General features: G+C 63.1%; 27 protein-coding genes. 15 read left to right on the forward strand and 12 right to left on the reverse strand.

The window, feature by feature from the left end:
* The first annotated feature begins 88 nt into the window (after positions 1-88).
* The 3 genes from ACN9MX_RS20730 (at position 89) to ACN9MX_RS20740 (ending at position 3,211) form a co-directional block, all read left to right on the forward strand.
* Positions 89-1,846 carry an N-acyl-D-amino-acid deacylase family protein gene (locus ACN9MX_RS20730; protein WP_363828810.1) on the forward strand — a complete coding sequence of 586 codons (1,758 nt, stop codon included), beginning with the start codon at positions 89-91 and terminating at the stop codon, positions 1,844-1,846.
* Between the two features lie 67 nt (positions 1,847-1,913).
* Positions 1,914-2,462: a nuclear transport factor 2 family protein gene (locus ACN9MX_RS20735; protein WP_208108000.1), complete on the forward strand. Its 549-nt coding sequence runs from the start codon at positions 1,914-1,916 to the stop codon at positions 2,460-2,462.
* A gap of 65 nt (positions 2,463-2,527) precedes the next feature.
* A complete protein-coding gene (locus ACN9MX_RS20740; protein ID WP_363828812.1) occupies positions 2,528-3,211 on the forward strand; it encodes an SDR family NAD(P)-dependent oxidoreductase in 684 nt (227 codons plus the stop codon).
* A 44-nt stretch (positions 3,212-3,255) separates the two neighbouring features.
* Here the strand turns inward: ACN9MX_RS20740 and ACN9MX_RS20745 are convergent, their stop codons facing one another.
* Positions 3,256-4,434 (reverse strand): acetyl-CoA C-acyltransferase, encoded by a 1,179-nt coding sequence (locus ACN9MX_RS20745; RefSeq protein WP_363828815.1) that lies wholly within the window; start codon positions 4,432-4,434, stop codon positions 3,256-3,258.
* A gap of 166 nt (positions 4,435-4,600) precedes the next feature.
* On the opposite strand from ACN9MX_RS20745, the gene ACN9MX_RS20750 reads away from it, so the two are divergent.
* From ACN9MX_RS20750 to ACN9MX_RS20760, 3 genes are read left to right on the forward strand one after another with little or no spacing between them, the layout of a single operon-like run.
* Positions 4,601-5,371: an enoyl-CoA hydratase/isomerase family protein gene (locus ACN9MX_RS20750; RefSeq protein ID WP_363736168.1), complete on the forward strand. Its 771-nt coding sequence runs from the start codon at positions 4,601-4,603 to the stop codon at positions 5,369-5,371.
* Between the two features lie 5 nt (positions 5,372-5,376).
* Entirely contained in the window at positions 5,377-5,736 is a 360-nt protein-coding gene (locus ACN9MX_RS20755; protein WP_363829441.1) for a Zn-ribbon domain-containing OB-fold protein, read from the forward strand.
* The gene (locus tag ACN9MX_RS20760) at positions 5,733-6,893 is read left to right on the forward strand and encodes a thiolase (protein ID WP_363828819.1); all 1,161 of its coding nucleotides are present in this window, start codon (positions 5,733-5,735) and stop codon (positions 6,891-6,893) included. The genes ACN9MX_RS20755 and ACN9MX_RS20760 overlap by 4 nt, the downstream gene beginning before the upstream one ends.
* Before the next feature lie 23 nt (positions 6,894-6,916).
* Here the strand turns inward: ACN9MX_RS20760 and ACN9MX_RS20765 are convergent, their stop codons facing one another.
* Complete coding sequence (locus ACN9MX_RS20765) at positions 6,917-7,552, reverse strand: TetR family transcriptional regulator (RefSeq protein WP_363828822.1); 636 nt, start codon at positions 7,550-7,552, stop codon at positions 6,917-6,919.
* Between the two features lie 112 nt (positions 7,553-7,664).
* Here ACN9MX_RS20765 and ACN9MX_RS20770 point away from each other — a divergent pair, with 112 nt between their 5' ends.
* Positions 7,665-8,525: a TauD/TfdA dioxygenase family protein gene (locus ACN9MX_RS20770; RefSeq protein WP_363828825.1), complete on the forward strand. Its 861-nt coding sequence runs from the start codon at positions 7,665-7,667 to the stop codon at positions 8,523-8,525.
* A gap of 8 nt (positions 8,526-8,533) precedes the next feature.
* Here the strand turns inward: ACN9MX_RS20770 and ACN9MX_RS20775 are convergent, their stop codons facing one another.
* On the reverse strand, positions 8,534-9,454 hold the full coding sequence (locus tag ACN9MX_RS20775) for a LysR family transcriptional regulator (protein WP_363828828.1): 921 nt from the start codon (positions 9,452-9,454) through the stop codon (positions 8,534-8,536).
* Positions 9,455-9,584: 130 nt separating this feature from the next.
* On the opposite strand from ACN9MX_RS20775, the gene ACN9MX_RS20780 reads away from it, so the two are divergent.
* Positions 9,585-10,487, forward strand: coding sequence for an SDR family NAD(P)-dependent oxidoreductase (locus ACN9MX_RS20780; protein ID WP_363828831.1), 903 nt, complete (start codon positions 9,585-9,587; stop codon positions 10,485-10,487).
* Entirely contained in the window at positions 10,484-11,134 is a 651-nt protein-coding gene (locus ACN9MX_RS20785) for a glutathione S-transferase family protein (protein WP_363828834.1), read from the forward strand. Before ACN9MX_RS20780 ends, ACN9MX_RS20785 begins: the two co-directional genes overlap by 4 nt.
* Before the next feature lie 83 nt (positions 11,135-11,217).
* On the opposite strand, the gene ACN9MX_RS20790 is transcribed toward ACN9MX_RS20785, so the two are convergent.
* From ACN9MX_RS20790 to ACN9MX_RS20815, 6 genes are all read right to left on the reverse strand, one after another.
* A complete protein-coding gene (locus ACN9MX_RS20790; RefSeq protein ID WP_363828837.1) occupies positions 11,218-11,961 on the reverse strand; it encodes a 2-oxo acid dehydrogenase subunit E2 in 744 nt (247 codons plus the stop codon).
* Complete coding sequence (locus ACN9MX_RS20795) at positions 11,958-12,275, reverse strand: DUF4286 family protein (protein WP_208108001.1); 318 nt, start codon at positions 12,273-12,275, stop codon at positions 11,958-11,960. Before ACN9MX_RS20795 ends, ACN9MX_RS20790 begins: the two co-directional genes overlap by 4 nt.
* A 5-nt stretch (positions 12,276-12,280) precedes the next feature.
* Complete coding sequence (locus ACN9MX_RS20800) at positions 12,281-12,511, reverse strand: biotin/lipoyl-containing protein (protein WP_363828841.1); 231 nt, start codon at positions 12,509-12,511, stop codon at positions 12,281-12,283.
* 20 nt (positions 12,512-12,531) lie between these two features.
* On the reverse strand, positions 12,532-13,557 hold the full coding sequence (locus ACN9MX_RS20805) for an alpha-ketoacid dehydrogenase subunit beta (protein WP_414714641.1): 1,026 nt from the start codon (positions 13,555-13,557) through the stop codon (positions 12,532-12,534).
* Positions 13,557-14,537 carry a thiamine pyrophosphate-dependent dehydrogenase E1 component subunit alpha gene (locus ACN9MX_RS20810; RefSeq protein ID WP_363828844.1) on the reverse strand — a complete coding sequence of 327 codons (981 nt, stop codon included), beginning with the start codon at positions 14,535-14,537 and terminating at the stop codon, positions 13,557-13,559. Before ACN9MX_RS20810 ends, ACN9MX_RS20805 begins: the two co-directional genes overlap by 1 nt.
* A gap of 122 nt (positions 14,538-14,659) precedes the next feature.
* Positions 14,660-15,655, reverse strand: coding sequence for a crotonase/enoyl-CoA hydratase family protein (locus tag ACN9MX_RS20815; RefSeq protein ID WP_363828847.1), 996 nt, complete (start codon positions 15,653-15,655; stop codon positions 14,660-14,662).
* A 91-nt stretch (positions 15,656-15,746) separates the two neighbouring features.
* On the opposite strand from ACN9MX_RS20815, the gene ACN9MX_RS20820 reads away from it, so the two are divergent.
* The 6 genes from ACN9MX_RS20820 (at position 15,747) to ACN9MX_RS20845 (ending at position 21,124) form a co-directional block, all read left to right on the forward strand.
* Positions 15,747-16,193 (forward strand): PaaI family thioesterase, encoded by a 447-nt coding sequence (locus tag ACN9MX_RS20820; RefSeq protein ID WP_363828850.1) that lies wholly within the window; start codon positions 15,747-15,749, stop codon positions 16,191-16,193.
* Between the two features lie 10 nt (positions 16,194-16,203).
* The gene (locus tag ACN9MX_RS20825; protein WP_363828852.1) at positions 16,204-17,019 is read left to right on the forward strand and encodes an SDR family NAD(P)-dependent oxidoreductase; all 816 of its coding nucleotides are present in this window, start codon (positions 16,204-16,206) and stop codon (positions 17,017-17,019) included.
* Between the two features lie 147 nt (positions 17,020-17,166).
* On the forward strand, positions 17,167-18,516 hold the full coding sequence (locus tag ACN9MX_RS20830) for an aromatic ring-hydroxylating dioxygenase subunit alpha (protein ID WP_363828855.1): 1,350 nt from the start codon (positions 17,167-17,169) through the stop codon (positions 18,514-18,516).
* 18 nt (positions 18,517-18,534) lie between these two features.
* The gene (locus ACN9MX_RS20835) at positions 18,535-19,293 is read left to right on the forward strand and encodes an SDR family NAD(P)-dependent oxidoreductase (RefSeq protein WP_133651291.1); all 759 of its coding nucleotides are present in this window, start codon (positions 18,535-18,537) and stop codon (positions 19,291-19,293) included.
* Positions 19,290-20,174, forward strand: a complete 885-nt coding sequence (locus tag ACN9MX_RS20840; RefSeq protein ID WP_363828857.1) for an SDR family NAD(P)-dependent oxidoreductase — start codon at positions 19,290-19,292, stop codon at positions 20,172-20,174. Before ACN9MX_RS20835 ends, ACN9MX_RS20840 begins: the two co-directional genes overlap by 4 nt.
* Positions 20,171-21,124, forward strand: a complete 954-nt coding sequence (locus tag ACN9MX_RS20845) for an SDR family NAD(P)-dependent oxidoreductase (protein WP_363828860.1) — start codon at positions 20,171-20,173, stop codon at positions 21,122-21,124. Before ACN9MX_RS20840 ends, ACN9MX_RS20845 begins: the two co-directional genes overlap by 4 nt.
* Positions 21,125-21,199: 75 nt before the next feature.
* Here the strand turns inward: ACN9MX_RS20845 and ACN9MX_RS20850 are convergent, their stop codons facing one another.
* The 3 genes from ACN9MX_RS20850 to ACN9MX_RS20860 all read right to left on the reverse strand — a co-directional run bounded on the left by ACN9MX_RS20850 (position 21,200) and on the right by ACN9MX_RS20860 (position 25,525).
* Positions 21,200-22,078, reverse strand: a complete 879-nt coding sequence (locus ACN9MX_RS20850) for a DMT family transporter (protein ID WP_133651294.1) — start codon at positions 22,076-22,078, stop codon at positions 21,200-21,202.
* 160 nt (positions 22,079-22,238) lie between these two features.
* Positions 22,239-24,557, reverse strand: coding sequence for a TonB-dependent receptor (locus tag ACN9MX_RS20855; protein ID WP_363828863.1), 2,319 nt, complete (start codon positions 24,555-24,557; stop codon positions 22,239-22,241).
* 149 nt (positions 24,558-24,706) lie between these two features.
* The gene (locus ACN9MX_RS20860; RefSeq protein WP_363828866.1) at positions 24,707-25,525 is read right to left on the reverse strand and encodes an SDR family NAD(P)-dependent oxidoreductase; all 819 of its coding nucleotides are present in this window, start codon (positions 25,523-25,525) and stop codon (positions 24,707-24,709) included.
* Positions 25,526-25,607: the final 82 nt, after the last annotated feature.

The raw sequence follows: 25,607 nt of genomic DNA on the forward strand, positions 1-25,607 counted from the left end.
GTGAAAGGATGCAACGACTGCGCGAAGCAGGCGTTGCGACCATATTGCCCAATCACGCACCGCCGAGACCAAGTTGAGAGGAATCGCTATGCCCGATTATGACCTGATCATCCGGGGGGGTAAGATATATGATGGCAGCGGTGGAGAGCCCTTCCTCGCCGACATCGCCATCAATGACGGGGTGATCGTCGCGGTCGGCGACGTGGAGGGCAGCGGAAGGGAGGAGATCGACGCGTCGGACCGCATTGTCACTCCGGGCTTTGTCGACGTGCACACCCATTATGACGGGCAGATCACCTGGGAAAACAGGTTGGCCCCGTCATCCGATCATGGCGTGACAACGGTGGTCATGGGCAATTGCGGCGTCGGCTTTGCCCCCTCCCGCCCTGAACATCGCCAGCTGATGATCAAGCTGATGGAAGGCGTTGAGGACATTCCCGAAGTCGTCATGGCCGAGGGCGTGCCGTTCAACTGGGAAACCTTCCCGGAATATCTGGACGCGCTCGAACAACGCGAAAGCGACATCGACTTCGCCGCGCAATTGCCGCACAGCCCGCTCCGCGTTTACGTCATGGGCGAGCGCGGCGCCAATCTGGAGCCGCCGACGCAAGAGGATCTGGCGGAAATGCGTCGCCTGACGGCAGAAGCGATCGAGGCGGGCGCCCTTGGCGTCACCACCTCGCGCAGCTATGCGCACCAGTTCCGCGACGGTCGCCCGGCCCCTTCGGTCAAGAGCGAGGATCAGGAAGTGCTGGCGCTTGCCCAGGGGCTGCGCGACGCCGGCAAGGGCGTTTTCCAGATGGTGCCCAGCTATGACGTGACGGCGGGCGAACGCATGGATCTGCTGGACGACATTGCGCGGACGTCGGGACGGCCTGTTTCCTTCACCTTCATGCAGACACCCGTGGGCGAGGGCGACTGGCAGGAAATGGTGTCCCGGCTGGAGCGTTCCAAGGAACAGGGGCTGGAGGTGCGCGGCCAGATCATCCCGCGTCCGACCGGTGCCCTGCTGGGCCTTGAGCTGTCCATGCACCCCTTCTCCTTCAACCCCAGCTTCCGCGAGATCGAACATCTGCCACTGGAGGAAAAGGTAGAGCGGATGCGCGATCCCGCCTTCCGCAAGAAGCTGATCGCCGAGGAACCGACCGACCCGCAGGCCTTTTTCGTCTATGTCATCTCCGATCTGGATTCCATGTTCGTTCTGGGCAATCCGCCGAACTATAATCCCCGCAGCGACGAGAGCATCGGCGCCCGCGCCCGTGCCATGGGCGTCGACCCCAGGGAGCTGATCTATGACGCCTTGCTCCAGCGCGACGGGCGGGAGGTGCTTTATCGACCTCTCGGCAATTCGGAGGGGGATAAGTTCGAAAGTTCCGGCCGCAATCTCGTGAGGAACGACCGGACCTTCCCGGCGCTGGGCGATGGCGGTGCGCATTACAGCATGATCTGCGACGCGGCCTATACGACCTATTTCCTAACCTATTGGGTGCGCGACGCGAAGGACGACAAGAAGATCGAATTGCCCTACGCCGTGCGAAAGCTGACCTACGAACCCTCCTATGCCGTCGGGCTGCATGACCGCGGCCTGATCAGGCCGGGATACAAGGCGGACCTCAATGTCATCGACATGGAAAGGCTCCACCTCTACGCGCCCCATGTGGTCTACAACCTGCCGACCGGCGGCCGCCGCCTGCAACAGCGGGCAGACGGCTATGATGCGACCATCGTGAGCGGGGTAGTGACCTATCGCAACGGCCGTTCCACAGGCGCCCTGCCCGGCCGCCTCGTGCGCGGGGGCAAGGAAGCGCCGAAGATCGCTTCCGCACAGACACTGGAACCCGCCTGACGGGCTGGCGGGCGGTGCGGATCAACCGTCTCGCCCGCCATGAACCGCCAGCGCAGAGGGAATCGCCATGACAGAACTTACGCCCGACATGATCGCCTTCCTTCAGGAAATGAAGGATCGCACCGCCATCCAGGACTGCCTGCTGCGCTATACGCGGGGTGTCGACCGGCATGACCGCGAACTGATGCTTTCCGCCTATTGGCCGGACGCCTTCGACGACCATGGCGTTGCGGAGGGCTATGCCGCCGATTTCGTCGACTGGGCAATCGGATGGCATGGTGAATTCCAGACGAAGCATCACCATGCGATCAGCAACCACACGGTCGAGATCGACGGCGACACGGCGCATGGCGAAACCTATTACACTTTCTGGGGCGAGAATAAGGGTGCGCCGCCACAACTCAGTTTCGGCCGCTATGTGGATCGGTTCGAAAAGCGCAACGGCGAATGGCGCATCGCCGACAGAGTCTGCGTCAATGAAATGACGGCGACGCTGACGGCCGCCGAGATTCCGGACGAATGGAAAGCCCGTATTTTCAGCACGGGGCCGAACCGGCGCGACAAAGGGGACATTTCCTATGTCCGGCCACTGGTCCGCAAGGCAAGGGACGAATGATTGTCGTTCCGGCTCCTCTGAGGATATAGGCAGGACAAGTTCAACATCAGATCGAGGGATATTGCATGACATCACGGACCGTCGTCGTCACCGGCGCTTTCGGGATATTGGGCGGCGCCGTCGCTGCCGCCTTCACGGCCGCTGGCGACCGGGTGGCGCGGGTCGATTATGCCCCCGCTCCCGCCGAAACTCCGACGGGCTGCCGCGATTTCGGCGGCGTCGATCTGACCGATTATGCCGCGACGCAGAAGCTGGTGGCGGAAATCGTGGGCGCGATGGGGTCGATCGACGTCCTGGTCAATGTCGCGGGCGGATTCATATGGGAGACGCTGGCCGATGGAGGCAGCGCGACGTGGAACCGCATGTTCGCGATGAACGCAGCGACCTGCGTCAACATGACCAAGGCTGCTCTACCGGAACTGGAGAAGGCGCGGCAAGCCCGCATCATCAATATCGGCGCGGGCGGCGCCGTGGTCGCAGCGGCAGGCATGGGCGGCTATGCCGCGTCGAAAATGGCCGTGCACAAGCTGACCGAGAGCTTGGCGGCTGAACTGTCCGGCAAGGACATCACGGTGAACGCGATCCTGCCCAGCATCATCGATACGCCGACCAACCGGGCGGACATGCCCGACGCGAACTTCAGCCAATGGGTGCAACCGGCCGCCATCGCCGAGGTCATCCAGTTCCTGGCTTCCCCGGCCGCGCGATCCATCAGCGGCGCGTTGATCCCCGTGGCAAAGGGCGGCTGAAACGCCCCATTTGGCGGCCAGCGGGCAGGCTGCACGCTGGTCCGTCAGACGATCTCGAACAACGCCGCCGCGCCCATGCCGCCGCCGATGCACATGGTGACGACGGCGTTCTTCGCCCCCAGCCGCTTGCCTGCCAGCAGGGCATGACCGGTCATGCGCGATCCGGTCATGCCGAACGGATGCCCAATCGAAATGGCACCCCCGTCGACATTGACCCTGGCGGGATCGATGCCCAGCCGGTCGATGCAATAGAGCGCCTGGCTGGCATAGGCCTCATTCAGTTCCCAAATGTCCACGTCCGACACGGAAAGTCCCATCCGGTCGAGCAGCTTCGGCACTGCGAAGACCGGGCCGATGCCCATTTCGTCCGGCTCGCAACCTGCGACCTGCATGCCCTTGTAAAGGCCCAGTATCGGAAGGCCGCGCCGAGCCGCCTCATCCGCGTCCATGATGACGCACGCACTGGAACCGTCGGACAACTGGCTGCAATTGCCCGCCGTCACCGATCCCCCTTCGAACAGAGGCTTGAGGCGTGCAAGCCCGTCCATATCCGTGCCGGGCCGGTTGCATTCGTCCTGCGCCAGCGTGACCTCTTCCTGGCCCGTGACGGCAAGAGCCTTGTCCACGACATTCTTCGTCGCGGTGATCGGCACGATCTCATCATCGAACCAGCCCTTTTCCTGGGCCGTCGCCGTGCGCGCCTGGCTCGTCACGGCGAATGAATCCTGCGCTTCGCGGCTGACGCCATAGCGCCGGGCCACGATATCGCCCGTCAGGTTCATTGCCATATAGATTTCGGGCTTGTGTTCGAGCAGCCACTCGTCCTTGTTGCGGAAGACATTGCGGTGCGGGTCGACCAGGCTGACCGTTTCGACGCCTCCTGCCACATAGACGCCTCCTTCCCCGCCACGGATCCGTTGCGCGGCGATTGCGATGGTCTGGAGGCCCGACGAGCATTTGCGGTCAAGCGTCATGCCGCACACGCTGATCGGCAGCCCTGCGCGCAACGCGGCCTGCCGTGCGATGTTCGATCCCACAGCGCCTTCGCATCGGGCGGAACCCAGCAGCACGTCATCGATTTCCGCCGGGTCGATCCCGGCACGTTCCACAGCCGCGCGGATCGAGTGCGCCGCCAGCGTCGCGCCATGGATATTGTTGAGCGCGCCCCGGTGCGCCTTGCCGATCGGCGTACGCGCCGTCGCGACGATCGCTGCATCTTTCATGCCCGAAATCTCCCGTCAGAAGCTGACGAGCAGATAGGGTTTGGGCCGGCCGCTTTCCATAACGCGTCGGCCTCATCACGTCTTTGATGAAGCAGACCAACGTGCTTGACCCAGCCCGCTCAGGTTCACAAAGCAGGGTTGATTCCGAAGCAGGGAGCGCTTCACAATGACCATTACCGTCGAAAAGCAGGGTCCGGTCGCGATCGTCACGCTGAACCGCCCAGAGACGAAAAATGCCATCACCCAGGAGATGCGCGGACAGCTATATGGCGCGTTCGAAGATATCGCCATGGACCATGACGTCCGCGCCGTAATCCTGACGGGCGCCGGCGGCGACTTCTGTTCGGGCATGGACGTGACCGGCATGGGCAAGGGCGGCGTCACCGGCTCGATGGACCGGATGTACACCCTCAATCGGATCGCCAAGGCCATTTATTCGCTCAAGAAGCCCACGATCGCTGCGGTGCCGGGCGTGTGCGTGGGCGTCGGCTTCTCCTATGCGCTTGCCTGCGACATCGTGCTCGCCGGTGAACAGGCCCGCTTCGCCGCGATATTCCGCAACATCGCGCTGGCGCCCGATGGTGGTCTTGTCTGGCACCTCCGCCAGTTGCTGGGCGTGCAGAAGGCCAAGGAACTGGTCTATTCCGGCCGTATCGTCCGCGCCGACGAAGCGGTGGCGGCGGGCATCGCCTATGAAAAGGTCGCCCAGGATTCGCTGATGGACCGGGCCATGGAACTGGCGCAAAGCTTCGCATCCGGCCCTACCATCGCCATGGGGATGGCCAAGCGGCAGTTCGAACTGAGCTGGAACACCGGCTTTGAGCAATATCTGGAACTGGAAGCTTCGATCCAGCCTCTGATGAGCCGGACGGAAGACCATGAGGAAGGGCTGCTCGCCTTCCGCGAAAAGCGCAAGCCGCAGTTCAGGGGCGAGTGACCCAGATGCTCCAGCCCGAAGCGGAATGGCGCGCGCACCTGGCAGAGGGGCGTTTCATGATACAGCGCAGCCGGTCGACCGGGGGCCATGTCTTCTATCCCCGCGTGGCGGAGCCCGGCACGGGCGCCGAAGATCTGGAGTGGGTGCGCGCGTCGGGGGCAGGAACGGTGCATGCGGTCACCATCGTGCGCAAGAAGGATCCGGCCGACAGCTACAGCGTCGTGCTGGTCGACCTCGCCGAAGGGCCGCGGCTGATGAGCCGGGTCGACGGCGTACCGGTCGACGACATTCATATCGGCATGGCCGTGAAGGCCAGCATCATCAACGAGGGGGACAAGCCTTTGCTCGTCTTCGTGCCCGCATGAACATGAGAAATGGTTTCCCGCGCGGTCGCGCCGCGATCGTCGGCGCGTCCACCTATGGCATTGGCCTGTGTCCTGGCGTTTCGGCCGTGGACATGGCGGCCAGGGCCGCGCTGCTGGCGCTGGCCGACGCGGGCATTTCCCTGGCGGAAGTGGATGCCGTTTACACCTCCGCGCCCTATGAGGCGCTGGGCGGCATGGAGCTGGCCGAATATCTGGGCTTGACGCCCAAGGTCACCGACTGCAACCGCACGGGCGGTTCCGCTTTCGAGGTCTATGTCCAGCAGGCGGCACTGGCACTTGAGGCCGGTCTGATCGATTGCGCGCTGATCGCCTATGGGTCCAATCCCGCCAGCAATCCGCCCCCGGGCGTCGGCATGACGCGCCAAAGCCCGTGGGAAGCGCCTTATAAGCCGCTGGCTCCCCTCTCCTCCTATGCGCTGGTTGCAAGCCGGCACATGCATCTTTACGGCACCGCCCGCGAGCAACTGGCCGAAGTGGCGGTCGCGGCGCGGCAATGGGCGCAACTGAATCCTGAGGCCGCGGTACGGGATCCGTTGAGCGTGGAGGATGTGCTGAAGGCGCGCATGGTGTCCGATCCCCTGACGGTGCGTGATTGCTGCCTGTTCAACGACGGCGCGGCGGCCGTGGTGATGGTCCGCGCCGACCGGGCAAGGGATTGCGCCAGGGCGCCGGTCCATGTGCTGGGCGCCGCCCATGCCGTCACCCATCGCGAAATCAGCTCCATGCCCGATCTCACCGTGACGGGAGCCGCAATTTCAGGCCCGCAGGCCTTCGCCCAGGCCGGCGTCGGACCCGCGGACATGGATGTGGTAATGCTCTACGACGCGTTCACGATCACACCCATCCTGTTCCTGGAGGATCTTGGCTTCTGTCCCAAGGGCGAAGGCGGGCGGTTTGTCTCAAACGGGCATGTCGCGCCGGGCGGCGGTTTGGCGCTCAACACCAATGGCGGCGGCCTGTCCTGCGTGCATCCGGGCATGTATGGCCTGTTCCTGCTGGTGGAGGCCACGCGGCAACTTCGCGGCGAATGCGGCGAGCGGCAGGTCGAAAATGCCCGGCTGGCCCTCGCCCATGGCAATGGCGGGGTGCTGTCCAGTGAAGCGACGGTCGTGCTGGGAACAGCCGAAACCCTGTAAGGGGAGCCCGCGCCTGCCCTCCTTCAGGCGGGCGCGCTCAGGACCAGGCTGATCAGATTCTCTACATCTGCAAGCAACGCCTCCATCTCCAGGGCGGGCTGTTCCTCGCCAAAGCTGTTCTTGTCGAACAGCGCGACGGCATTCCACATCATCGTCCCGGCCAATGCTATCCGCGCCCGACCCAGTTGCGGCGGCAGCCATGCCAGCGCAGCGTGAAGCCGTTCCAGCAGGGCCGCTATGCTGGGCGCGCCGGGCCGCGGGACGGCCGCGTCAAACGGATCGCTGAGCAGGCCGGCCGCGCTCATGTGCATCATGAAGCGGATATGGGCATGGGGCGCCTGTTCGTCGCGGAGCAGGAAATAGGGCCGCATCATGCAGCGCCAGGCGGTAAAGGCGTCGAGATGCTCCAGCGACGGCCCGCTTTCACCGATCATCCGGGCGCGGTCCACCTCCGTATCCCGCAGCCGCATATCCACGACGGCGCGCAGCAACTCTTCCACGCTGCCGAAATGATAGCTGACGGCGGCAGTATTTTTCTGCCCGGCGGCAAGCGCGATCGCCCGCAGAGTCGCCACCCCGATCCCTGCTTCGGCCACCAGCGTTTCCGCGGCAAGGCAGAGCTGCCTTTTGGTGCTCTCGCTGCGGGGAGTAGAGGTCATGGAAGGCCTTGTAGCCTGCGCGTCTCTTATGACCAGCCCCTCAATTAAATCATTTGCTTTATTTTAAAGCAAAGCTATAATGGCTGGAAAGAATGTTGAGAGGAGTATTCTCGTGATCATCACCGCCATGCCCGGTCCCTTCGGCGCCATCGTTGAAGGCGTCGACCTCTCCAAGCCTCAGGGCGAGGAAACCCTGCGGGCATTGATCGGGGCGCTACATGAACATCAGATCCTTGCGATACGCGGCCAGCAGCTGGCGGATGCGGACTATGTCGCCTTTGGCCATCAATGGGGCCAACCGCTGATGTTCCACCTGCCGACCCACAGGAAAGATGATTTTCCTGAGATGATCCGGATCACCAATGCTGCCGCCACGCCTGAACGCTATCGCGACGGCGCCAAATTCTGGCACCAGGACAGCAGTTATGAGGCTGTGCCTGCGAGCGTGACGATGCTCTATGGCGTGGAAACACCCGTCGAGGGCGGCGAAACGCTGATCGCCAGCACCGCTCTGGCCTATGATGCGCTGGACGAAGACATGAAGGCCCGGATCGACGGTCTTACCGGCTTGCATTGCCTGGGCGGATCGCCTGCCCTGCCAGGTGAGAAGATCCCGTTCATTCCCGAAAATACGGCCCGCCACGGCATTGTTTCGCATCCGCTGGTGATGCGCCATCCGGTCACGGGGCGAAAGGCGCTCTACACGTCCGGTTCGGCCTTCGGGGCCGAGGGACTGGAAACCGACGAGGGACGCGCGCTGATCAATGAACTGCGTGCCCATTGCACCCAGCCCCAGTTCGTGACGCGCTACAAGGTGGAAACGGGCGACATCTTCCTGTGGGACAATTTCCAGGTCCTGCACAGCGCCACGCCGATCGAATATTCCGACGAAATCGGCAAGCGTCGACTGCTCTACCGGATCAGCACAAAGGGTGTGCCCGCATTGTGCAAGGCGGCCGACCTCGCCGCCTGAGGGGTGCATCAATCCGGATCGATGTTCCAGTCGATCCGGTTGGTCAGGAAGGCAAGCGCGGCCTGAACATGCGGCAGGGCGATACGATCCGGCGCGCCCATCAGCACGACGGGCAGCCGGGGCCAGTTCGCTTCGGGCAGCAGGGGGATGAGGCGACCGGCATGGATATGATCGCGCGCCAGCATCTCCAATGTCTGGCCGATCCCCAAGCCCGCCAGAGTGGCCGAAAGTATCGCCGCGCCATCGTTGAAGGTGAAAGCCGTGGGCGACCGCACCCTTATCGTGCGATCACCCTGCCGCAGTTGCAGCGGATTGCCGCCCGGCGTCTCCACGCTGGCATAGAGGATCGTCCGATGATGGGCCAGATCGTCGGCTTTCGCCGGCTGTCCATGCTCCGCGATATAGTCGGGCGACGCAAGGCAGACCAGCCGCGTCGTGCCCAGCTTCACGGTCTTCCATCCCGTCGGCGGCACCTCGCCCGCCCGTATGACCAGATCAAAACCGTCGACGCGAAAGAGCGTCCCCCGGTCGCCCAGCGTCAGGTCCAGGATCAACCGGGGATGGAGCCGCTGAAATTCCGCGAGCGCCGGCATGATGAACGCCTGTCCCATGGAGGCTGGAGCATCCAGTCGCACGCGCCCCGCTATGCCGGCCCCCGGCCGCACCGCCATGTCCGCCGTGGCCACCGCGTCCAGCGCGGCGTGCGCATAGGTCAGATAGTGGCCGCCCTCCACGGTCAGATCAACCCGGCGGGTCGACCGGTTGAACAGGCGCACGCCCAGATGTTCCTCCAGCCTCCTCACATGCAGGGTGACCATGGGCGTGGAGATGTTGAGGCGCAGCGCGGCACGCGTGAAGGAGCCCGCCTCGGCCACCGCCACAAAGGCCTCCATCGCCGTCAGTCGATCCATCTTCAGCTCCCGCTTCACGCGCATCCTACATCGAAATCGCCCCCGACACAGTCATCCTGCCGCCCCATCGGCCTTTTGATGCCTGCGGCGCCGGCCTTGCCGTTTTGCATGCAACCTTGCAACAACCGTGCAGCGAGAGGAGCCTGGAATGAGCGGTTTTCTGGATGAGCGCGCGAATCTGGCAGGGAAAGTGGCCGCGATTATCGGCGGCGGCGGGGGCATTGGCGCCGGCATTTCGCTGGCATTGGCCAAGGCGGGCGTTGACCTGGCGATCTGCGACATCGATGCGGCGGCGCTGACCGAAACAGAGCGCGCGATCAGGGCGGAGGGCCGTCGGGTCACGGCCATGACCGCGGATGCCACTGACGAAGCGGCGCTCGACGCCTTTTACGACAATGTCGAAAGCGCTTACCCACGCCTCGACATAGTGGTGAACGTGGCGGGCGGGACCAGAAGGCAATTGCTTTCCGAAGCGAGTCGGGCTGACATCGCGCGGGATATCCACCGCAACTACGGCTATGTGGTCCAGTCGGTGCAGCGCGCAGTGCCGCTGATCAAGCGTTCCGGCGACGGGGGCAGCATCATCAATTTCACCACGATAGAGGCGCATCGCGGCGCCGCCAGCTTCTCTGTCTATGCAGGCGCCAAGGCGGCGACCACAAACTTCACCCGCTCGATGGCGGTCGAACTGGGCAAGGACAGGATCCGCGTCAGTTGCATCGCGCCGGACACTACCCTGAGCCAGGGCAATGTGGCTGCCATGCCTCCCTCTTTCGCGGAAGGCTTTGCGAGATTGCCTGCCCATGTCAGGGGCAAGGGGATGGAGATGTACATCCCCAGGGGAGAGCAACCGCCGGTCGACGCTCTGGCGAACGCCGTTCTGTTTCTGGGTTCGGACCTGTCGACTTTCGTGTCGGGCATGACAATGCACGTCGACGGCGGCACCATGGCGGCGGCGGGCATGATCGAATGGCCCTTTGGCGATGGCTTCGTGCCGACGCCGCTCGCCGGAACGCTGGCGCGCCTCTATCGCGAAGGAGACGACGCATGATCCTCTACGCCGTCACTCTTTCGCCCTTCGCGGCCCGCGTCCGGCTGGCCCTGCGCGTCAAGAAGCTGGACTATGACATGCAACCGCCACCGGGCGGCAGCACGCGGTCGCCCGAATATCTTGCGATCAATCCCATCGGCAAATTGCCGGTGCTGGTGACGGACGAAGGGCTGGCGATCGCCGAATCCGAAACCATCCTGGACTATCTGGACGAACAGTTCCCGGCGCCCTCCCTGATGCCCTCGGACCCGGCTGAACGGGTGAGGATGCGAAACATCATCCGCAGTTTCGAACTCTATGCGACGCCGGCCATGTCCCGCCTGTTCAAACAGATGGATCCAGCAACCAGGAACGAAGCGGTGACCGCGGCCGAGATCGCCAGCTGGCGCAGCGGCCTGGGGCTTTGCGATCAATTCGTGACCGACGCCATGTTCGCCGTAGGCGGCGCCATCAGCAAGGCGGACTGCATCCTGCTGCCCAGCCTTTTGCTCTGCGAGGTCGTTGCCAACATCTTTGAACTGGACGATCCACTTGCGGACTGTCCCAATCTTGCCGGCTACCAGGAAAAGGCGCGCCAGCACCCGGATATGGGAACGATCTGGAACGAGACGGCGGCCGCGCTCGCGGCCATGAGAGCAGGCCGGTGATATTTGGCGGATCGACATGAGGCAGTCGCGCCCCAGGTCGATCCGCCAAAAAGCGGGCAGTCATCGAAAATCGCGATCAGGCTTCAGGCGAAAAGTTCGGCGGAAGACAGCCTGTCGGCAATGAAGCGGCAGAAGCGCGCCGCATCGGCGCCGTTGATGACGCGATGATCGTAGCTGAGAGACAAAGGCAGCATTTGCCGCCAGGCAATCCCGCCGTCGTCAGCCGGAACCGGAACGGGCCGCGCGCGGGTGACGCCCAGGATCGCGACTTCCGGCGCATTGACGATAGGCGTGAAACCGGTGCCGCCGATATGCCCCAGTGAGGTCAGGGTGATACAGCCGCCCGACATTTCCGCCATGGACAGGCCCTTCGTTCGTGCCTTCTCCGACAAGGCTACGATTTCCTCCGCAATCTGCGTCACGGACTTGCGGTCGCAGTCGCGGATGACAGGCACCAGCAGACCGCCGGGCGTATCGACCGCCACGCCGACATGCACATATTTCTTGAGCGTCAGCGTGGCGCTCGCCGGATCGAGCGAGGCGTTGAACTGCGGAAAGGCAGCCAGGCCATCGGCCAGCGCCTTGACCAGCAGCGGCACTGCCGTCAGCTTTGTGCCGCCACCGGCATTATGGGTCTTGCGCCTTTCCTCCAGGGCCGTGATGTCCGCCTCATCCTGATGAGTGACGTGCGGAATGGCGACCCAGTTACGACCCAGGAACGCCGCGACGAACTTCTGGATCTTGCTGAGAGGCCGCTGCTCGACCTCACCGAAGACCGAGAAATCGCCCGTCGGCCAGGGCGCAAGGCCTGCGAGCAAATCGCTCATATGTGCTGGGATCCCGTCGGCTTGAGAAATGTGAAGCGGGGGCTTTCCAAATCTATGGAGTCGGTCAACTGCATGGTCGGGGCCGCCGCGAAGACGCTTTCCAGCAAGGCCGCAGGATCATTCGTCTCGACCTCGTAATCGGCAACGAACAGGCCGGTTTCGGCTCCGCTCATGTCCAGTTCCCTGTACCGGGTGCAGGACAATATGCCCGGCAACCGGCACATCTCGGCGGAGTGAACATCGTCGTACCAGCGGTCATATTCCGCCTCGCGCCCGGATACCGCGCGCGAGGTCACATGCAGGATATAACGCATGCCGATTACTCGATCGTCGCCAGTAGGGTGCCGACTTCGTAGGTTTCCCCGATCTGGGCAACGATCTTGAGGGTGCCGCTGGCGGGGCTTTCCACTTCCTGCGTGGATTTTTCCGATTCCAGCGCATAGAGCGGCTGGCCCTCGACGGCCTGGCCGCCATCTTCCACCAGCCATTCGGCCAGCGTGCCTTCATTCATCGAAAAACCGATCTTGGGCAGCAATACTTCAACAGCCATGGAAAACTCCCTGCGCGATATTAGGACTTGATGATGGCTTCAGCAGCCGCGACGATGTCCGCGGTCTGCGGGGCAAATGCGGTTTCCAGCGGCTTGGAGAACGGAACGGGGCAAAATGCGCCGCCCAGCCGCTTGACCGGAGCTTTGAGCTTGCCGAACAGTTCCTCGTTCAGCACGGCCGCGATTTCCGCGCCGGCGCCAAAGGGCGTCACCGCCTCATGCACGATGATGGCGCGGCCGGTCCGGGCGACGGAGTTCACCACCGTTTCCTTGTCCCAGGGCGCGATGGTGCGCAGGTCGATCAGCTCGGCGGAAATGCCTGCCTCCTTCAGCTTCGCGACGGCGGGCATCGCCTCCTGGATCATGCGCGCATAGGCGATGATGGTGACGTCGCTGCCTTCGCTCAACACATTGGCCTTGCCGATGGGTACGCGATGGCCCTTTTCCGGCGCTTCGGCAGGTGTCCAGTAGGTCGGCAGATTCTCGATGAACAGGACCGGATCAGGATCATCGATGGCGCTGCGCATCAGGCCATAGGCATCCTTCGGGCTGGAGGGCGCGACGACCTTGATGCCCGCGGTATGCGCGAACCAGGCTTCCAGATAATCGCAATGCTGCCCGCCGCTGGCGAATCCCGTCCCCGTCATGGTGCGGATGACGATCGGCACATGGGTCTGGCCACCCGACATGAAACGCAGCTTCGCGGCATGGTTCACGATCATGTCCATTGCCACGGTCGTGAAGTTCATCAGCATGATCTCGGCAATGGGCTTGAAGCCCACCAGGCTCGCGCCGATGGCCGCGCCGATGATCGCCTGTTCGGAAATGGGCGTGGAGCGCACCCGATGTTCGCCAAAGCGCGAGGAAAGCCCCCTGGTGACGCCGCACACGCCGCCCTCCTCGGGGTCGGCCAGATCCTCGCCAAGCGCGATGACATTGTCATCCTCTTCCATCGCGTCGGCAATGGCGGCGTTGATGCCCTGGAGGATATTTGCCTTGGCGGCCTTCACGGCATTTTCAGGGGCCATTGTGGTCTCGGCGTTCATCAGGCCATCTCCTCCGCGAACACGTCGCGCTTCAGTTCCTCCACGCCGGGGAAGTCGCTCGCCAGAGCGAATTCGACCGCCTCGTCGATCTCCTTCTCGATGGCCGCTTCCATCTCGGCCAGTTGCTCCTCGCTCGCGACGCCTCTTTCGATCAGCGACGCGCGGAAGCGGGGAACGGGATCGTTCGCCATTGCATCGGCCTTGCGCGCCTTGTCCATATAGGCGTCGGCATCGCCGAAGACGTGGCCAAAGAAGCGATAGGTCATCGCCTCGATCAAGGTCGGCCCCTCGCCGGCGCGGGCGCGGGCGATCGCCTCGTTGGCGACGGCGTACATTTCGAAGGGGTCGTTGCCGTCCACCCGCACGCCCGGCATGCCATAGGCGGCGGCACGATCGGCTACCTTGACGTTGCTGGTCTTGTCGTAGGCCGTGTGCTCGCCCCATTCATTGTTCTGGCAAACGAAGATCACCGGCAATTTCCAGACGGCGGCCAGATTGAGCGATTCGTGGAATGCGCCGATATTGGCGGCGCCATCGCCGAAGGAAGCGACCGTCACGCGGCCATCGCCGCGCAATTGGGAGCCCCAGGCCAGGCCATTGGCGATCGGCATGGTGGATCCGACGATGCCGGTCGTCACCATGATGCCCTTGGTGGGATAGGTGACGTGCATCGGACCGCCCTTGCCCTTGCAGGTGCCGGTCGTGCGACCGGCGACTTCCGCCCACAGATCCTTGAGCGGCAGGCCCTTGGCAAGCTGGTCATGGCTGCCGCGATAGATGGTGCAGATATAATCCTGGTCGGTCAGATTGACCGAAATGGCGCTGGGGATCACCTCCTGACCGCGCGGGCTGTAATAGGGCATGACCAGCCGCCCGTTCATGATGACCTTCCGCGACCGTTCGTCATTCGCCTTGATCAGCGCCATGCGGCGGTAGATTTCTATCTGGGTCGCCGCATCGGGGGTTGCCCTGTTGGTCATTTTCAGACGTCCTTTCGAAAGGCCGGATTCTTGCTATACGGCGTCCAGCATCTGCCATGTTTTGCCCGGCATGAAAGCCCCGGCCGATCCATATCGCAATTGTGAAGGATGCGGCGCGGCCGTCATTCCGATTGGGGGCGCCGCGCGCGCAGTTCGATCCGCCCCTTGCCGAATGGCGCATCGCGATTGGTCAGCGCCTCCTTCAGCCCTTTTTCCGCCATGTCCTTGCGGAACTGGCTGCGGCGTGGACCAGTGCTGAGATGCGCGCGGGCGTCCAGTTCGGCGGCGTAACGCAGGGACTGCTTCGCGCCGGCCAGTTCCATCTGCGCATTGACGACGCGCTTGTGCGTGGCGAGTATCTCGGCGTCGACGCTGCCGATGCGGCGCACCATTTCATCGGCCTCGAAATCCAGTTCCGCCGCCGGATAGGCCTCCAGCACCAGGCCGATGCGCGCCGCGTCGATGCCGCTGATCGTGTCGCCCGTGAACAGCATGCGCTTGGTCCACTGCGGTCCGCAATGGTAGAACCACAGGTTCGTGGGCGGCGTGCCATTCGCGCGGGCGGCGGGAAAGCCGATCTTCGCATCATCCGCGGCCAGCACGATGTCGCAGGAGAAGGCCAGGTCCGTGCCACCAGCCAGGCAATTGCCCTGAACCTTCGCCACGATCGGCTTGTGCAGGTCCAGCATGATGGAGGTCAGTTCCTGTTGCCGTTCCAGGTTCCAGATATCGTCATCGATCGTTCCTGCACGGCTGCGGTAATCCGCCGGATCATATTCCGTGGACGCGTCGGCTGCACCGCCATAGCTGTCCGTCAGATCATAGCCGGCGCAAAAATCGCGCCCTTCCCCCGAAAGCATGATGACGTTGGCGTCGCGCCGGTCGTCCGCTTCCAGCAGCGCCTGATGCAGTTCCTCGAGCGTCTGACCCGACAGGGCATTGCGCTTTTCAGGGCGATTCAGGGTGATGCGGGCCACGTTGTCGCGCACCGCAAAGCTGATGCAGTCCGTCGATTTCAGCCATTTCATGCCCATATTCCGCTCTCCGAGGTCATCATGGCCCAGCATAGCGCGCCATGTACCGCGCTGGCGATGCCTTCCGGCCGGTCTATCGGTCATGTGATCCTTGCCCTCCGCCCGTCTTGCCCCCGACGGGTGTCCGGGGCAGTCCTGCCGGATCATGCAGAACATCGGAGGAGAACAGGCGAGGATGGTGGCGGGCTTCCATCGGCTGAAGCAATTGGACGAAGTCATGCGGGCCTTCGATCCCGTCTACGTGCGCCAGGAAGCGGAAGACTATGTCACCCTGGGCTTTCGCGTCGGACCCCAGCACTGCAATCCACGCGGCAATTGCCATGGCGGCACCTGGGCGACAATGGCCGATGTCGTCATGGGCCTGAATGTCGGCTTCATCACCGGGCTGAGCGGACCGACCGTTTCGCTCAGCATCGATTTCCTGGGCGCCGCCGTCGAGGGACAGTGGGTCGAAGGGCGGGCGGAAATCCTGCGCTGGACGCCCAACCTTGCCTTCGCGCAATGCCGCTTCAGCGCGGACGGTGAGACAGCGCTGCGCGCCAATGCGATCTTCCGCCGCAAATCCCTGGCCTATTCCGACTTTGAGTCGCTGATCGCGCATTCATCGAACGATATGGAATGAGGAGAGCATCATGAGCCGTCTGACAGGCAAGGTCGCAGTGATCATGGGCGCGACCCGCGAAGGCAATATGGGGCAGGCGATCGCCAAACGCTTTCTTGAGGAAGGCGCGCATGTCGTCGTGTCAGGACGCGGCAGGGAGGGACTGGACGCGTTCGCCGCCGCGACCGGAGCAACCGCCATAACGTGCGACATACGCAGCCGCGATCAGATCCAGTCGCTGGCGGATGCCGTGCTGACGCAGCATGGCGCGATCGACATAGCCGTCAATGCAGCCGCGATCGGCTTTCTCGCGCCCTTCGAGGAGGAGACGGAGGAGCAGATCGATTCGATGCTCTCCATCATCTTCAAGGGCGGAATGTTCTTCATGCAGGTGATGGTCGGGGCCATGAAGCGCGAACGCCGGAACGGACGAGGCGGCGCGATCATCAATATCTCCTCGGCCGTGGCCGACATCATGTCCGACGATCATTGCAGCTATATGGGCGCCAAGGCCGCGCTCAACCATATGACGCGCTTTGTCGCATATGAATATGGCAGGCATGGCATCCGCGCCAACATCCTTGCGCCGGGCCTCACCATCACGCCGATGCTGGGCGGCTTCAACGTGCCGGGCATGGTGGAAGCCTATGCAAAGGAATACCCGCTGGGGCGGATCACGACGGTGGAGGACATCGCCAATGCGGCCCTGTTCATGGCCAGCGACGAATGTTTCATGACGGGCCAGACTTTCCATGTGACCGGCGGTCTGACGCTGCGCCGCAATCCCACGACGGAGGAGATCATGGCCTCCATCGCCGCCCATGGAGACACGCCAGGGCCCATGTGAACAGCGGTGCAGGGTCGCGCCGCAGGCCTGACCGCCGGCGGCGGGCGATCAGACTGGCGATGATCCGAGGGCGAGGCGGCGGCGACATTGACTTGCACCATGTTGGGGCGGGAAGCTGATGTCCAATCACAGGAGAGGGCGGGAATCGTGAACCAGCCATCCGGCACGGTGCAGCCGAATATCTTATGCAGGAAGAAGTCGGGACCGGAGGATTTCATCCCGAAAGAAGATTATGTCAGCCGCGATTTCGCTCGTCTGGAGCAGCAGCGGCTCTGGCCCCGCGCATGGCAGATGGCCTGTCGTGAAGAGGAAATCCCCCGCGTCGGTGATTATGTCACTTACGACATACTGGATGAATCCATCATCGTCGTGCGCGTCGCGCCTGACCGGATAGCCGCCTATCATAATGCGTGCCAGCATCGTGGACGCCGGCTGACGGAGGGGTGCGGCCACGCAGCCCGTCTGTTCTGCCGCTTTCACGGCTGGTCCTGGAAACTCGATGGAACGATCGCCCATGTCGTCGACCGGGACAATTGGGACGGCAGCCTGAAGGACGAGGACGTCGCCCTGCCGCAGGTCAGGGTCGATCGCTGGGGTGGTTTCGTCTTCATCTGCATGGACGGGGATGCCGAGCCCCTGCTTGATTTCCTGGCCCCCATTCCTGAGGTATTCCGCAACTATCCCTTCGAGAAGATGCGGTATCGCTGGTACAAGCGCACCGGAATCGATTGCAACTGGAAGACAGCGCTGGAAGCCTTCAACGAAGGCTATCATGTCCAGACCACCCACAGCCAATTGCTGCCGGTCCACGATGATGAGGCACTGTCCTTCGCCGAAGGGCGGCATGGCAGCTACCAGCTTGCGCCGGGGCGCATTTCCCTGGGCGAACGATCGCCACGTCTGGCCAGCGTGCGGGTGGATTATCGCCGCAATGTCCGGGATTTCGTCCTGATGCTGGAGGAGGATCTGAAAGCCTCCATCCCGCCACATATGTCGGAACTGGCAGACAGGCTTGTCGATGAGTTGCCCGAGAACGCATCCCTGCTCGACGTTCTGATGAAATATGGGCAGATCGCCTTCGAGGCGGCGCAGGAACGCGGCATCCCCTTCCCTTCGCTGACGCCGGAAGAGATCGCGCGCGCGGGAGCCGACTGGCATCTGTTCCCCAACATGGTGTTCCTGCCCGCACCCGACGCGATGCTGGCCTATCGCGCACGGCCGGACCGGAATGATCCTGAACGATGCATCTTCGAAGTCTATTCGCTGATCCTCTATCCCGAAGGGCAGGAGCCGCCGCTGGAGCGGCAGGCCTTCGGGGATTGGCGCGATCATGACGGCTGGGGCCTGATCCTGACCCAGGACTTCGAGAATATGACCGAAGTGCAGCGGGGCATGCGTTCCACGGGCTTCAAGGGTTCACGTACAAATCCGGTGCAGGAGCGCAGCGTGTCGAATTTCCACCGCGCGCTGCGGGAGTTCATCGACCCCGGAACATGAAGATCAAAAGGAGAGAATATGGCGGGCAGATTAAGCGGCAGGGTCGCGATCGTCACCGGCGGCGGCCAGGGCGTGGGTCTGGGCATCGCGCAGGTTTTCCTGCGTGAAGGGGCGAGGGTGCTGATCACCGGCCGTACCCCCGACAAGCTGGAAGCAGCCGTCGCCGGCCTTGCAGCCGATGGCGGAGAGGCGGCCTGGATCGCGGGAACCGCAGGCGTGCGCGCGGATGCGGAGGCCGCCGTCGCGAAGGCGGTCGAACTGTTCGGCGGGATCGACATTCTGGTGAACAATGCCCAGACGTCGAAGCCCGGCACCCTGTTCGAGGATACGGACGACGCCCTATTCGCGATGACGATCGAATCCGGTCTCTATGGAACCTTCCAGCATATGCAGGCGGCCGTCCCCCATATGAAGGAGAAGGGCGGCACGATCATCAACTTTGGTTCCTATGAGGGCATTCACGGCGGCATCGGCTTTGCCGCCTATGCCGCGACCAAGGAGGCCATTCGCGGCCTTTCCCGTACCGCAGCCCGGGAACTGGGCAAGTACAAGATCCGCGTCAACGTGATCTGCCCGGCCGCGCTCAGCCCCATTGCCCAGCAATGGGTCAAGGATTTCCCGGAAGAGGCGGAGAAGGTGATGAAGCTGGTCGCGCTCGGCTATCTCGGGGACTGCATGGAGGACATCGGACCCGCCGCGCTGTTCCTGGCGAGTGACGACAGCCGCTATGTGACGGGACAGACGATCAACGTCGACGGCGGACAGATGATGTTATGAGCGGCGCACTTGATTTCTCGGGCCGCACCGCGATTGTCACCGGCGCGACCAAGGGCCTTGGCCGCGCCTATGCGCATTGGCTCGCGGCGCATGGTTGCGCCGTCGTGGTGAGCAACCGCAAGGCGCCGGACGGCTCCTCATCGGCCCGGACGGTGAGCGAGGAAATCGTGGCGGCGGGCGGCCGGGCGGTCGCGCATGACGGACCGGTGCAAACGCCGGAAGCCGCCGAGGAGATGGTGCGGATCGCCATCCAGCATTTCGGCACGCCCGACATTTTCATCAGCAATGCCGGCGTTCAGGCGTTCCGAGACTTCGGCAGCGTCACACTGGACGAAATGAATGCGCTGCTGGAGATCAACCTTCACGGCGTGCTGGTAGGGTTGAAGGCCATATGGCCGGCGATGGCGGAGGCGGGATATGGGCGTATCGTGCTGACCGGTTCCAGCGCGGGCTTGTGGGGACAGGTCGGCTCGGCCGATTACGCGGCGTCCAAGGCGGCGATGGTCGGAATTGCGCGTTCGCTGACCATCGATGTTCCCACGGGGGCGGACATATGCGTCAATGTGATCGCTCCCGCCGCCTACACGCCCATGTCGGCAGGCAGCATTCCAGCCGAGTGGGCCGGCTATGCCTCACCCGATCATGTCGCGCCGGTCGTCGGCTGGCTGTGCAGCGATCGATGCAGCACTTCGGGCGGCATCTACCATGCGGGCGCAGGCAATGTCCGCCGTGTGCAGATATTGGAAGGCCCCGTTCATCAATTGTCCGAGGGCGATATCGACAGCGTGATGCGCGGTTTGACCGCGCAACCCGAATGGACCAGCTCTTTTGCTTCCGGCGCGGAGATCATGCCGGAACTGGTGAAGGCGATGACAGCATGACCATAGATTTTTCCGGCCAGGTGGCCATCGTGACGGGAGCAGGTGGCGGCATGGGGCGCGCCTATGCGCTGGAACTGGCGCGCCGCGGCGCTGCCGTCCTCGTCAATGACTATGGCGGAGGCGTTTTGGGCGAGCAGAATGGCAGTGCCGCGCCGGCCCAGGCCGTGGTGGATGAAATAATCGCGGCTGGCGGACAGGCCATTGCCAATGGGCTGGCGGTGGGTACGGCGGGCAATGCGCGAGCGATCACCCAGGCGGCGCTGGACGCGTTCGGACGGATCGACATTCTCGTCAACAATGCCGGCACGGCCATTGCCGGCCCCTTCACCGCGTATGATGACGACGCGATCGAGCGCCATTATGCAACCAACCTCATTGGCGGCCATCATCTGATGCGCGCAGCATGGCCGCACATGGCGGAAAACCGCTATGGCCGGATCCTCAACGTCAGTTCCAACGGCGCACTGGGCGTGGGCGGCAATGCCCCCTATGGCGCGGCCAAAGCAGGCATGCTGGGCCTGACTCTGGATGCCGCGATCGAGGGCAAGCCGCTCGGTATTTTGGTGAATGCCGTGATGCCGACATCCTATTCGCGACTGGTGGAGCAGATCCCTGATGCTACCACGGTCGCCTGGTTCCGCGATAATCTGCCGCCGGAAAAGGTGGCGGCGGCGATGGCCTGGTTCCTGAGCCGCGATTGTGCGGCAACGGGCCGCATCCTGCTGACCGGCGGCGGCCGCCTGTCGAGCCTGATCTTCGCCGAGACGGCAGAGATTTTCGATCCGGAGATCAGCGCTGAACGGGTCGCCCAGCGGATCGGGGAGATATGGGACGAAAACCTGCTTACCCCCGTGCATAACCAGGCGGAGGCAGGCGCGCGCTATTTCCGCCACCTGCCCTGGACGGCGGCCGCCACACCTGATTTTGGCCCGGACGTCGAGCGAGGCTGAACTGGCGCCTTCTCCCCTCGGGTGGAAAGGCCCTGTCCTTCGACGCCGCATTTGCGCATTGCGAATGCGGCAAGATCAGGCGCGCCGGCGTCCGTGCAGGGTGATGTAGATGGCTGTGCCGATGATAAGGGCAGAACCCAGATAGGTTCCGGGCTGCGGCCATTCGCTGAACATCAGATAGCCCAGCGCCGTGGTGAAGAGGATGCGGACATAGTCGAGCGGCCCCATCAGGCTCGCCTCTCCCAAAGTCATGCCGCGAATATAGCAGGCCTGCGTCACGACGCCGAGTACGCCCATGGCGACCAGCAGCAGCGCATCCTCTGCCGTCGGGGTCCGCCAACTGCTGAAGGCCAAGGGCGCGGTGAAGATCAGGCCCAGCAATGTTGACCAGGTCAGCAGCGCCAGGTCGCTATGATCCCGCGACATCTGCTTCACGCTGATCACTGACCAGGAGACCAGCAATGCGGCAAGCAAGCCCTGAACGGCCGCCCAGCCGATCAGCGAATGAGCGGAGCCCGGCGCGATGATGATCAGCACTCCTGCAAAACCGACGAGCGTGGCGAAGAGCCGTTGCCGATCCAGCCTTTCGCCCAGCAAAAGGGCGGCCAGCGGGACGAGGAACAGGGTGCGGGTGAAGGACAGCGCGTTGGCTTCGGCCAGTCCCAGAAGGTGAAAGCTGTTGAAGGCGAGGATGATCGACAGGCTGGTCGCCGCGCAACGCAGGATCATCAGCATCGGTCGACGTAGCGTGAAAGCATTGCGGGGTTGCCGCAGGATGAAGGGGGAAAGCGCGATCAGGCCGACCCCCTGCCGCACGAAATTCTGCGTTGCCGATGAATAGTCGTCGCCCAGCAGCTTCACCAGAGCCATGGCGATGCTGTAGGCGAAGCCAGAGGCCAGCATCCACAGCGCGCCGCGCGCATTGTCGTGATAGCCTTGTCTGCCGCTGTCCATTCCGCCGCGTTAGAACCTCTCGCACGGGGTGGACAGATTATTCGGCAAGCATCGGTCCGTTGATGGCGAGGCGGAAGGAACCGACAGACGAAATCGCCCTGTTCGCCCCTACCGACAGTCATCGGCGCCGGACCCGAAAGTCCGGCGCCGATCCCCCGGCTTAAAATTTATAGGACAATTCCGCGCCATAGGTTCGCGGTTCGCCATAGACCGAGGAAATATAACCGGCCTCATTGTAGATGCCGATCACGCCCACCCGATAATAGCTCTTGGTCAGATTGTTCACGAAAGCCGCAGCGCCCAGCCCGGTGCCGAAGATATTGTCCCATCCCGCGCGCAAGTTCACCAGCTCATAACCCGGTTCCGCGCCCTGCACGTCATTCTTGTCGAGGTGCTGCTTGGTCCGATAGCTGATATTGGCATTGAGGTTGACCGCGCCGGCATCGCCCGACAGCGGGATTTCATAGCTGACATTGGCGCCCATCTGGTGATGGGGCGAGCCGACCAATTCAAATTCGCCCGGCTGGCGGCCGCTGGTGATATCGACCCCGACATAGGAATAGAAGGCGCTGATATTGAGCGGACCAGCGATAAGGCCCAGTTCCAGCTCTCCGCCATAGTTCTTCTGACGGGCGGTATTGTCGATGACGGTGTTGACATTGCCGGCACTGTCGATCGACGATGTCTGCTTCTGGACGTTCTTGTAGTCCTGGTAGAAGATGGCAAGATTGCTGGTCAGCGTGGCGCCGCCCAGGGCATGGCGCGTCTTGAGCCCCACCTCATATTCCTGCACCGTTTCCGGATCGAAGGGCTTCAATTCTTCGGTGGATGCCGCGCGCAACGAGAAACCGCCGGAGCGGAAGCCGCGACGGGTCGAAATATAGGTCGTCAGATTGGCATTTGGTTCATATTGCAGCGTGACGTCCCAGGTGACGGCATCCCATTTCTTGCTGTTCGTCTGCGGGCAATCGGCCAGCGACGAAGGCACGAAGGAGGTCGTGCCGGTATCCACGCGGAACAGGCATGTGCCCAGATTGGGATAATAGGCAAAAACGCGCGCATTGCGCTTGTCGGTCGTATAGCGAAGGCCGGCGGACAGCTTGAACTGATCGGTAAAGGCGTAGGTGCCGGCCGCGAACAGCGCGAACGTCTTCGCCTTGCCGCTACCCGCATAGGCGTTGAGGAAAGTCGCCGCGGGCGTATTGAGCGGCAGTCCCGCGCCGACGATAGCCAGTTCCGGGAACTGGCTGGACGTGGAACCGTCCTTCCCCTTTTCCACGAAATAATAAGCACCCAGCACATAATCGAGCCGGTTCTCTATCGCCTTCCCCTGAACCTGGAACTCTTCGCTAAACTGCTCGATACTGCGGTAGCGATTGGAATTGATAAGATAGGCGGGCACGCCGTCCAGATCCATGACCTGATCAAAGTCCAGTTTGCGGTAGCCGATGATATTCTTGAAGGTGATATTGTCTAGGCTGTATGTCGTGCGGTTGGTGATGCCCCTGTTCTTCAACCTTTCAAACGGCTGGGTCTGGTAGGCGTCGAGCGTGCCGCCGGTGCCCGATCCGGAAGCGAAGGTATAATGCGGACGCGCCTGCTGCGCCGCGAACTGCCCCACCACATCCGAGACGGGAAAGCCGAACCCGCGCAGCACCGTATATCCGGCGATGGCGGGCGCAGCAGGATTGGCAGCCGTACCTACCAGCGCCGTGCCATGCTCATTCGTCTTGATATAGTCGACGATCGTATTGGATTCGAATTCAGGCGTCGGCGCGAAGCGGATTGATGTACGGAAAGTCTTGTAATTCTGGTCGTCATAGTCGCGACCGGTCAGCACATCCGTCGTGAAGCCATCGCGTTTCCTGATCTTGCCCGCGAAACGTACCGCCAGGCCTTCCGTCAGGGGTACGTTCACCATACCGTAAATGTCGTGCATGTCATAATTGCCGACCTGCCCACGCAGTTCGGCATGAAATTCGTCCACCGGCTTGTTGGGTTCGATCAGCACGGCGCCGCCGGTCATGTTCCGGCCGAACAATGTACCCTGCACGCCCTTCAGCACCTGGGTCGATTGAAGATCGTAGAGCGCATAGGCAAAGCCGACGCTGCGGGCCTGGACCACTTCGGCGAAATAGGTGCCGACGGGCGGGTCGGTGAGCAGTTGCGATTCCTGGGTACGTTGACCGCGAATGGCGAAGCCTAGTTCGTTGCGGCTTGTGCCCTGATTGGTCAGGCTGAGCGAAGGTACGCGGCTTTGCAGCCCGAGTGCGTCGCTGACGCCGCTTCGCGCGAGCGAGTCGCCGCTCACGGCGGTGATCGAAATCGGCACATCCTGCAAAGCTTCTTCGCGCCTGCGCGCGGTCACGACGATGTCGGGCACCTGGACGCCCGACGCCTGCGGCGCGGCATCCTGCGCGGCGGCGGCTGTAGCGAAGAGCGATGTAGCGGCAAGCAATGCGGACCGGAACATGGTCATCCTTCCTCTCCTGATCGTCCGGCACCACGCCGGCACGGCCGCTTTTGCGGCTCTGGAAAAGGATCATGTAGAAAGGATAGTTTTACTCAATCGTTACGATGGCCAGAGCAACATTCATCGCAGCCATGATATTTTTCAGGGGGCCGCCCTCAGCGTTCCACGATCAGGGCATGGCCCGCCAACGGGCCTATCCCCACCACGCCGCCGTCGACCGCCAGTTCCACACCGTTGACGAAGCGGGCCTCGTCGCTCGCCAGGAACAGCACGGCCTGCGCCACGTCCCAGGCATCGCCCTCGATGCCGAGAGGGCTGACCCTTCGGCGCATCTCCCGCATCTCGTCCGACATGTAACGGGCCGCGTGGGGGGTCATGACATGACCCGGTGCCACCGTATTGACGCGGATGCCGTCGCGGCCATGCAGGACGCCAATCTCCCGGGATAGCTGCGCCATCGCTGCCTTGGACGGCCCATATGCGATGGCGCCCATGGCCCTGATCCCGGCCAGCGAGGAGATGTTGATGATGGACCCGCCGCCGTTGCGCGCCATATGCGGGACCGCCGCCTGGCTCATCAACATCGCGCTGGTCAGATTGGTGGTCATCGTCCGGTTCCACTGGTCCAGCGTCATCGTTTCAAGCGTGGCGGGACCGGATATGCCGACATTGTTGACCAGAATATCCAGCTTGCCGAATGCGGCAAGCGCCGCATCGACCAGCCTGGCGCATGCTGCCGGGTCGGCGACATCGCCGTCCATCGCCAGGGCATTTCCGCCATTGGCTTCGATCCGCTCGGCAGTGGTTTGCGCCCGCGCCGGGTCAAGATCGGCGCAAACGATCCGCGCACCTTCCGCACCCATCAGCAGGGCAATGGAACGGCCAATGCCGATATCATCGCCTTCCGCGCCCGCGCCGGTCACTATGGCGACCTTGCCGGCCAGACGGTCATAATGGCGTAACGGTTCCGGCATGCGGCCTCTCTCCTCAGTCTGCCAGGCAGATGGACCCAAAGGGCACGACCCGTCCAGCGTGCTATGCCGCTGTTCGCGCAGG

Origin of the sequence: Sphingobium sp. R-21, assembly GCF_049913335.1 — a bacterium.
Lineage (GTDB): Bacteria > Pseudomonadota > Alphaproteobacteria > Sphingomonadales > Sphingomonadaceae > Sphingobium.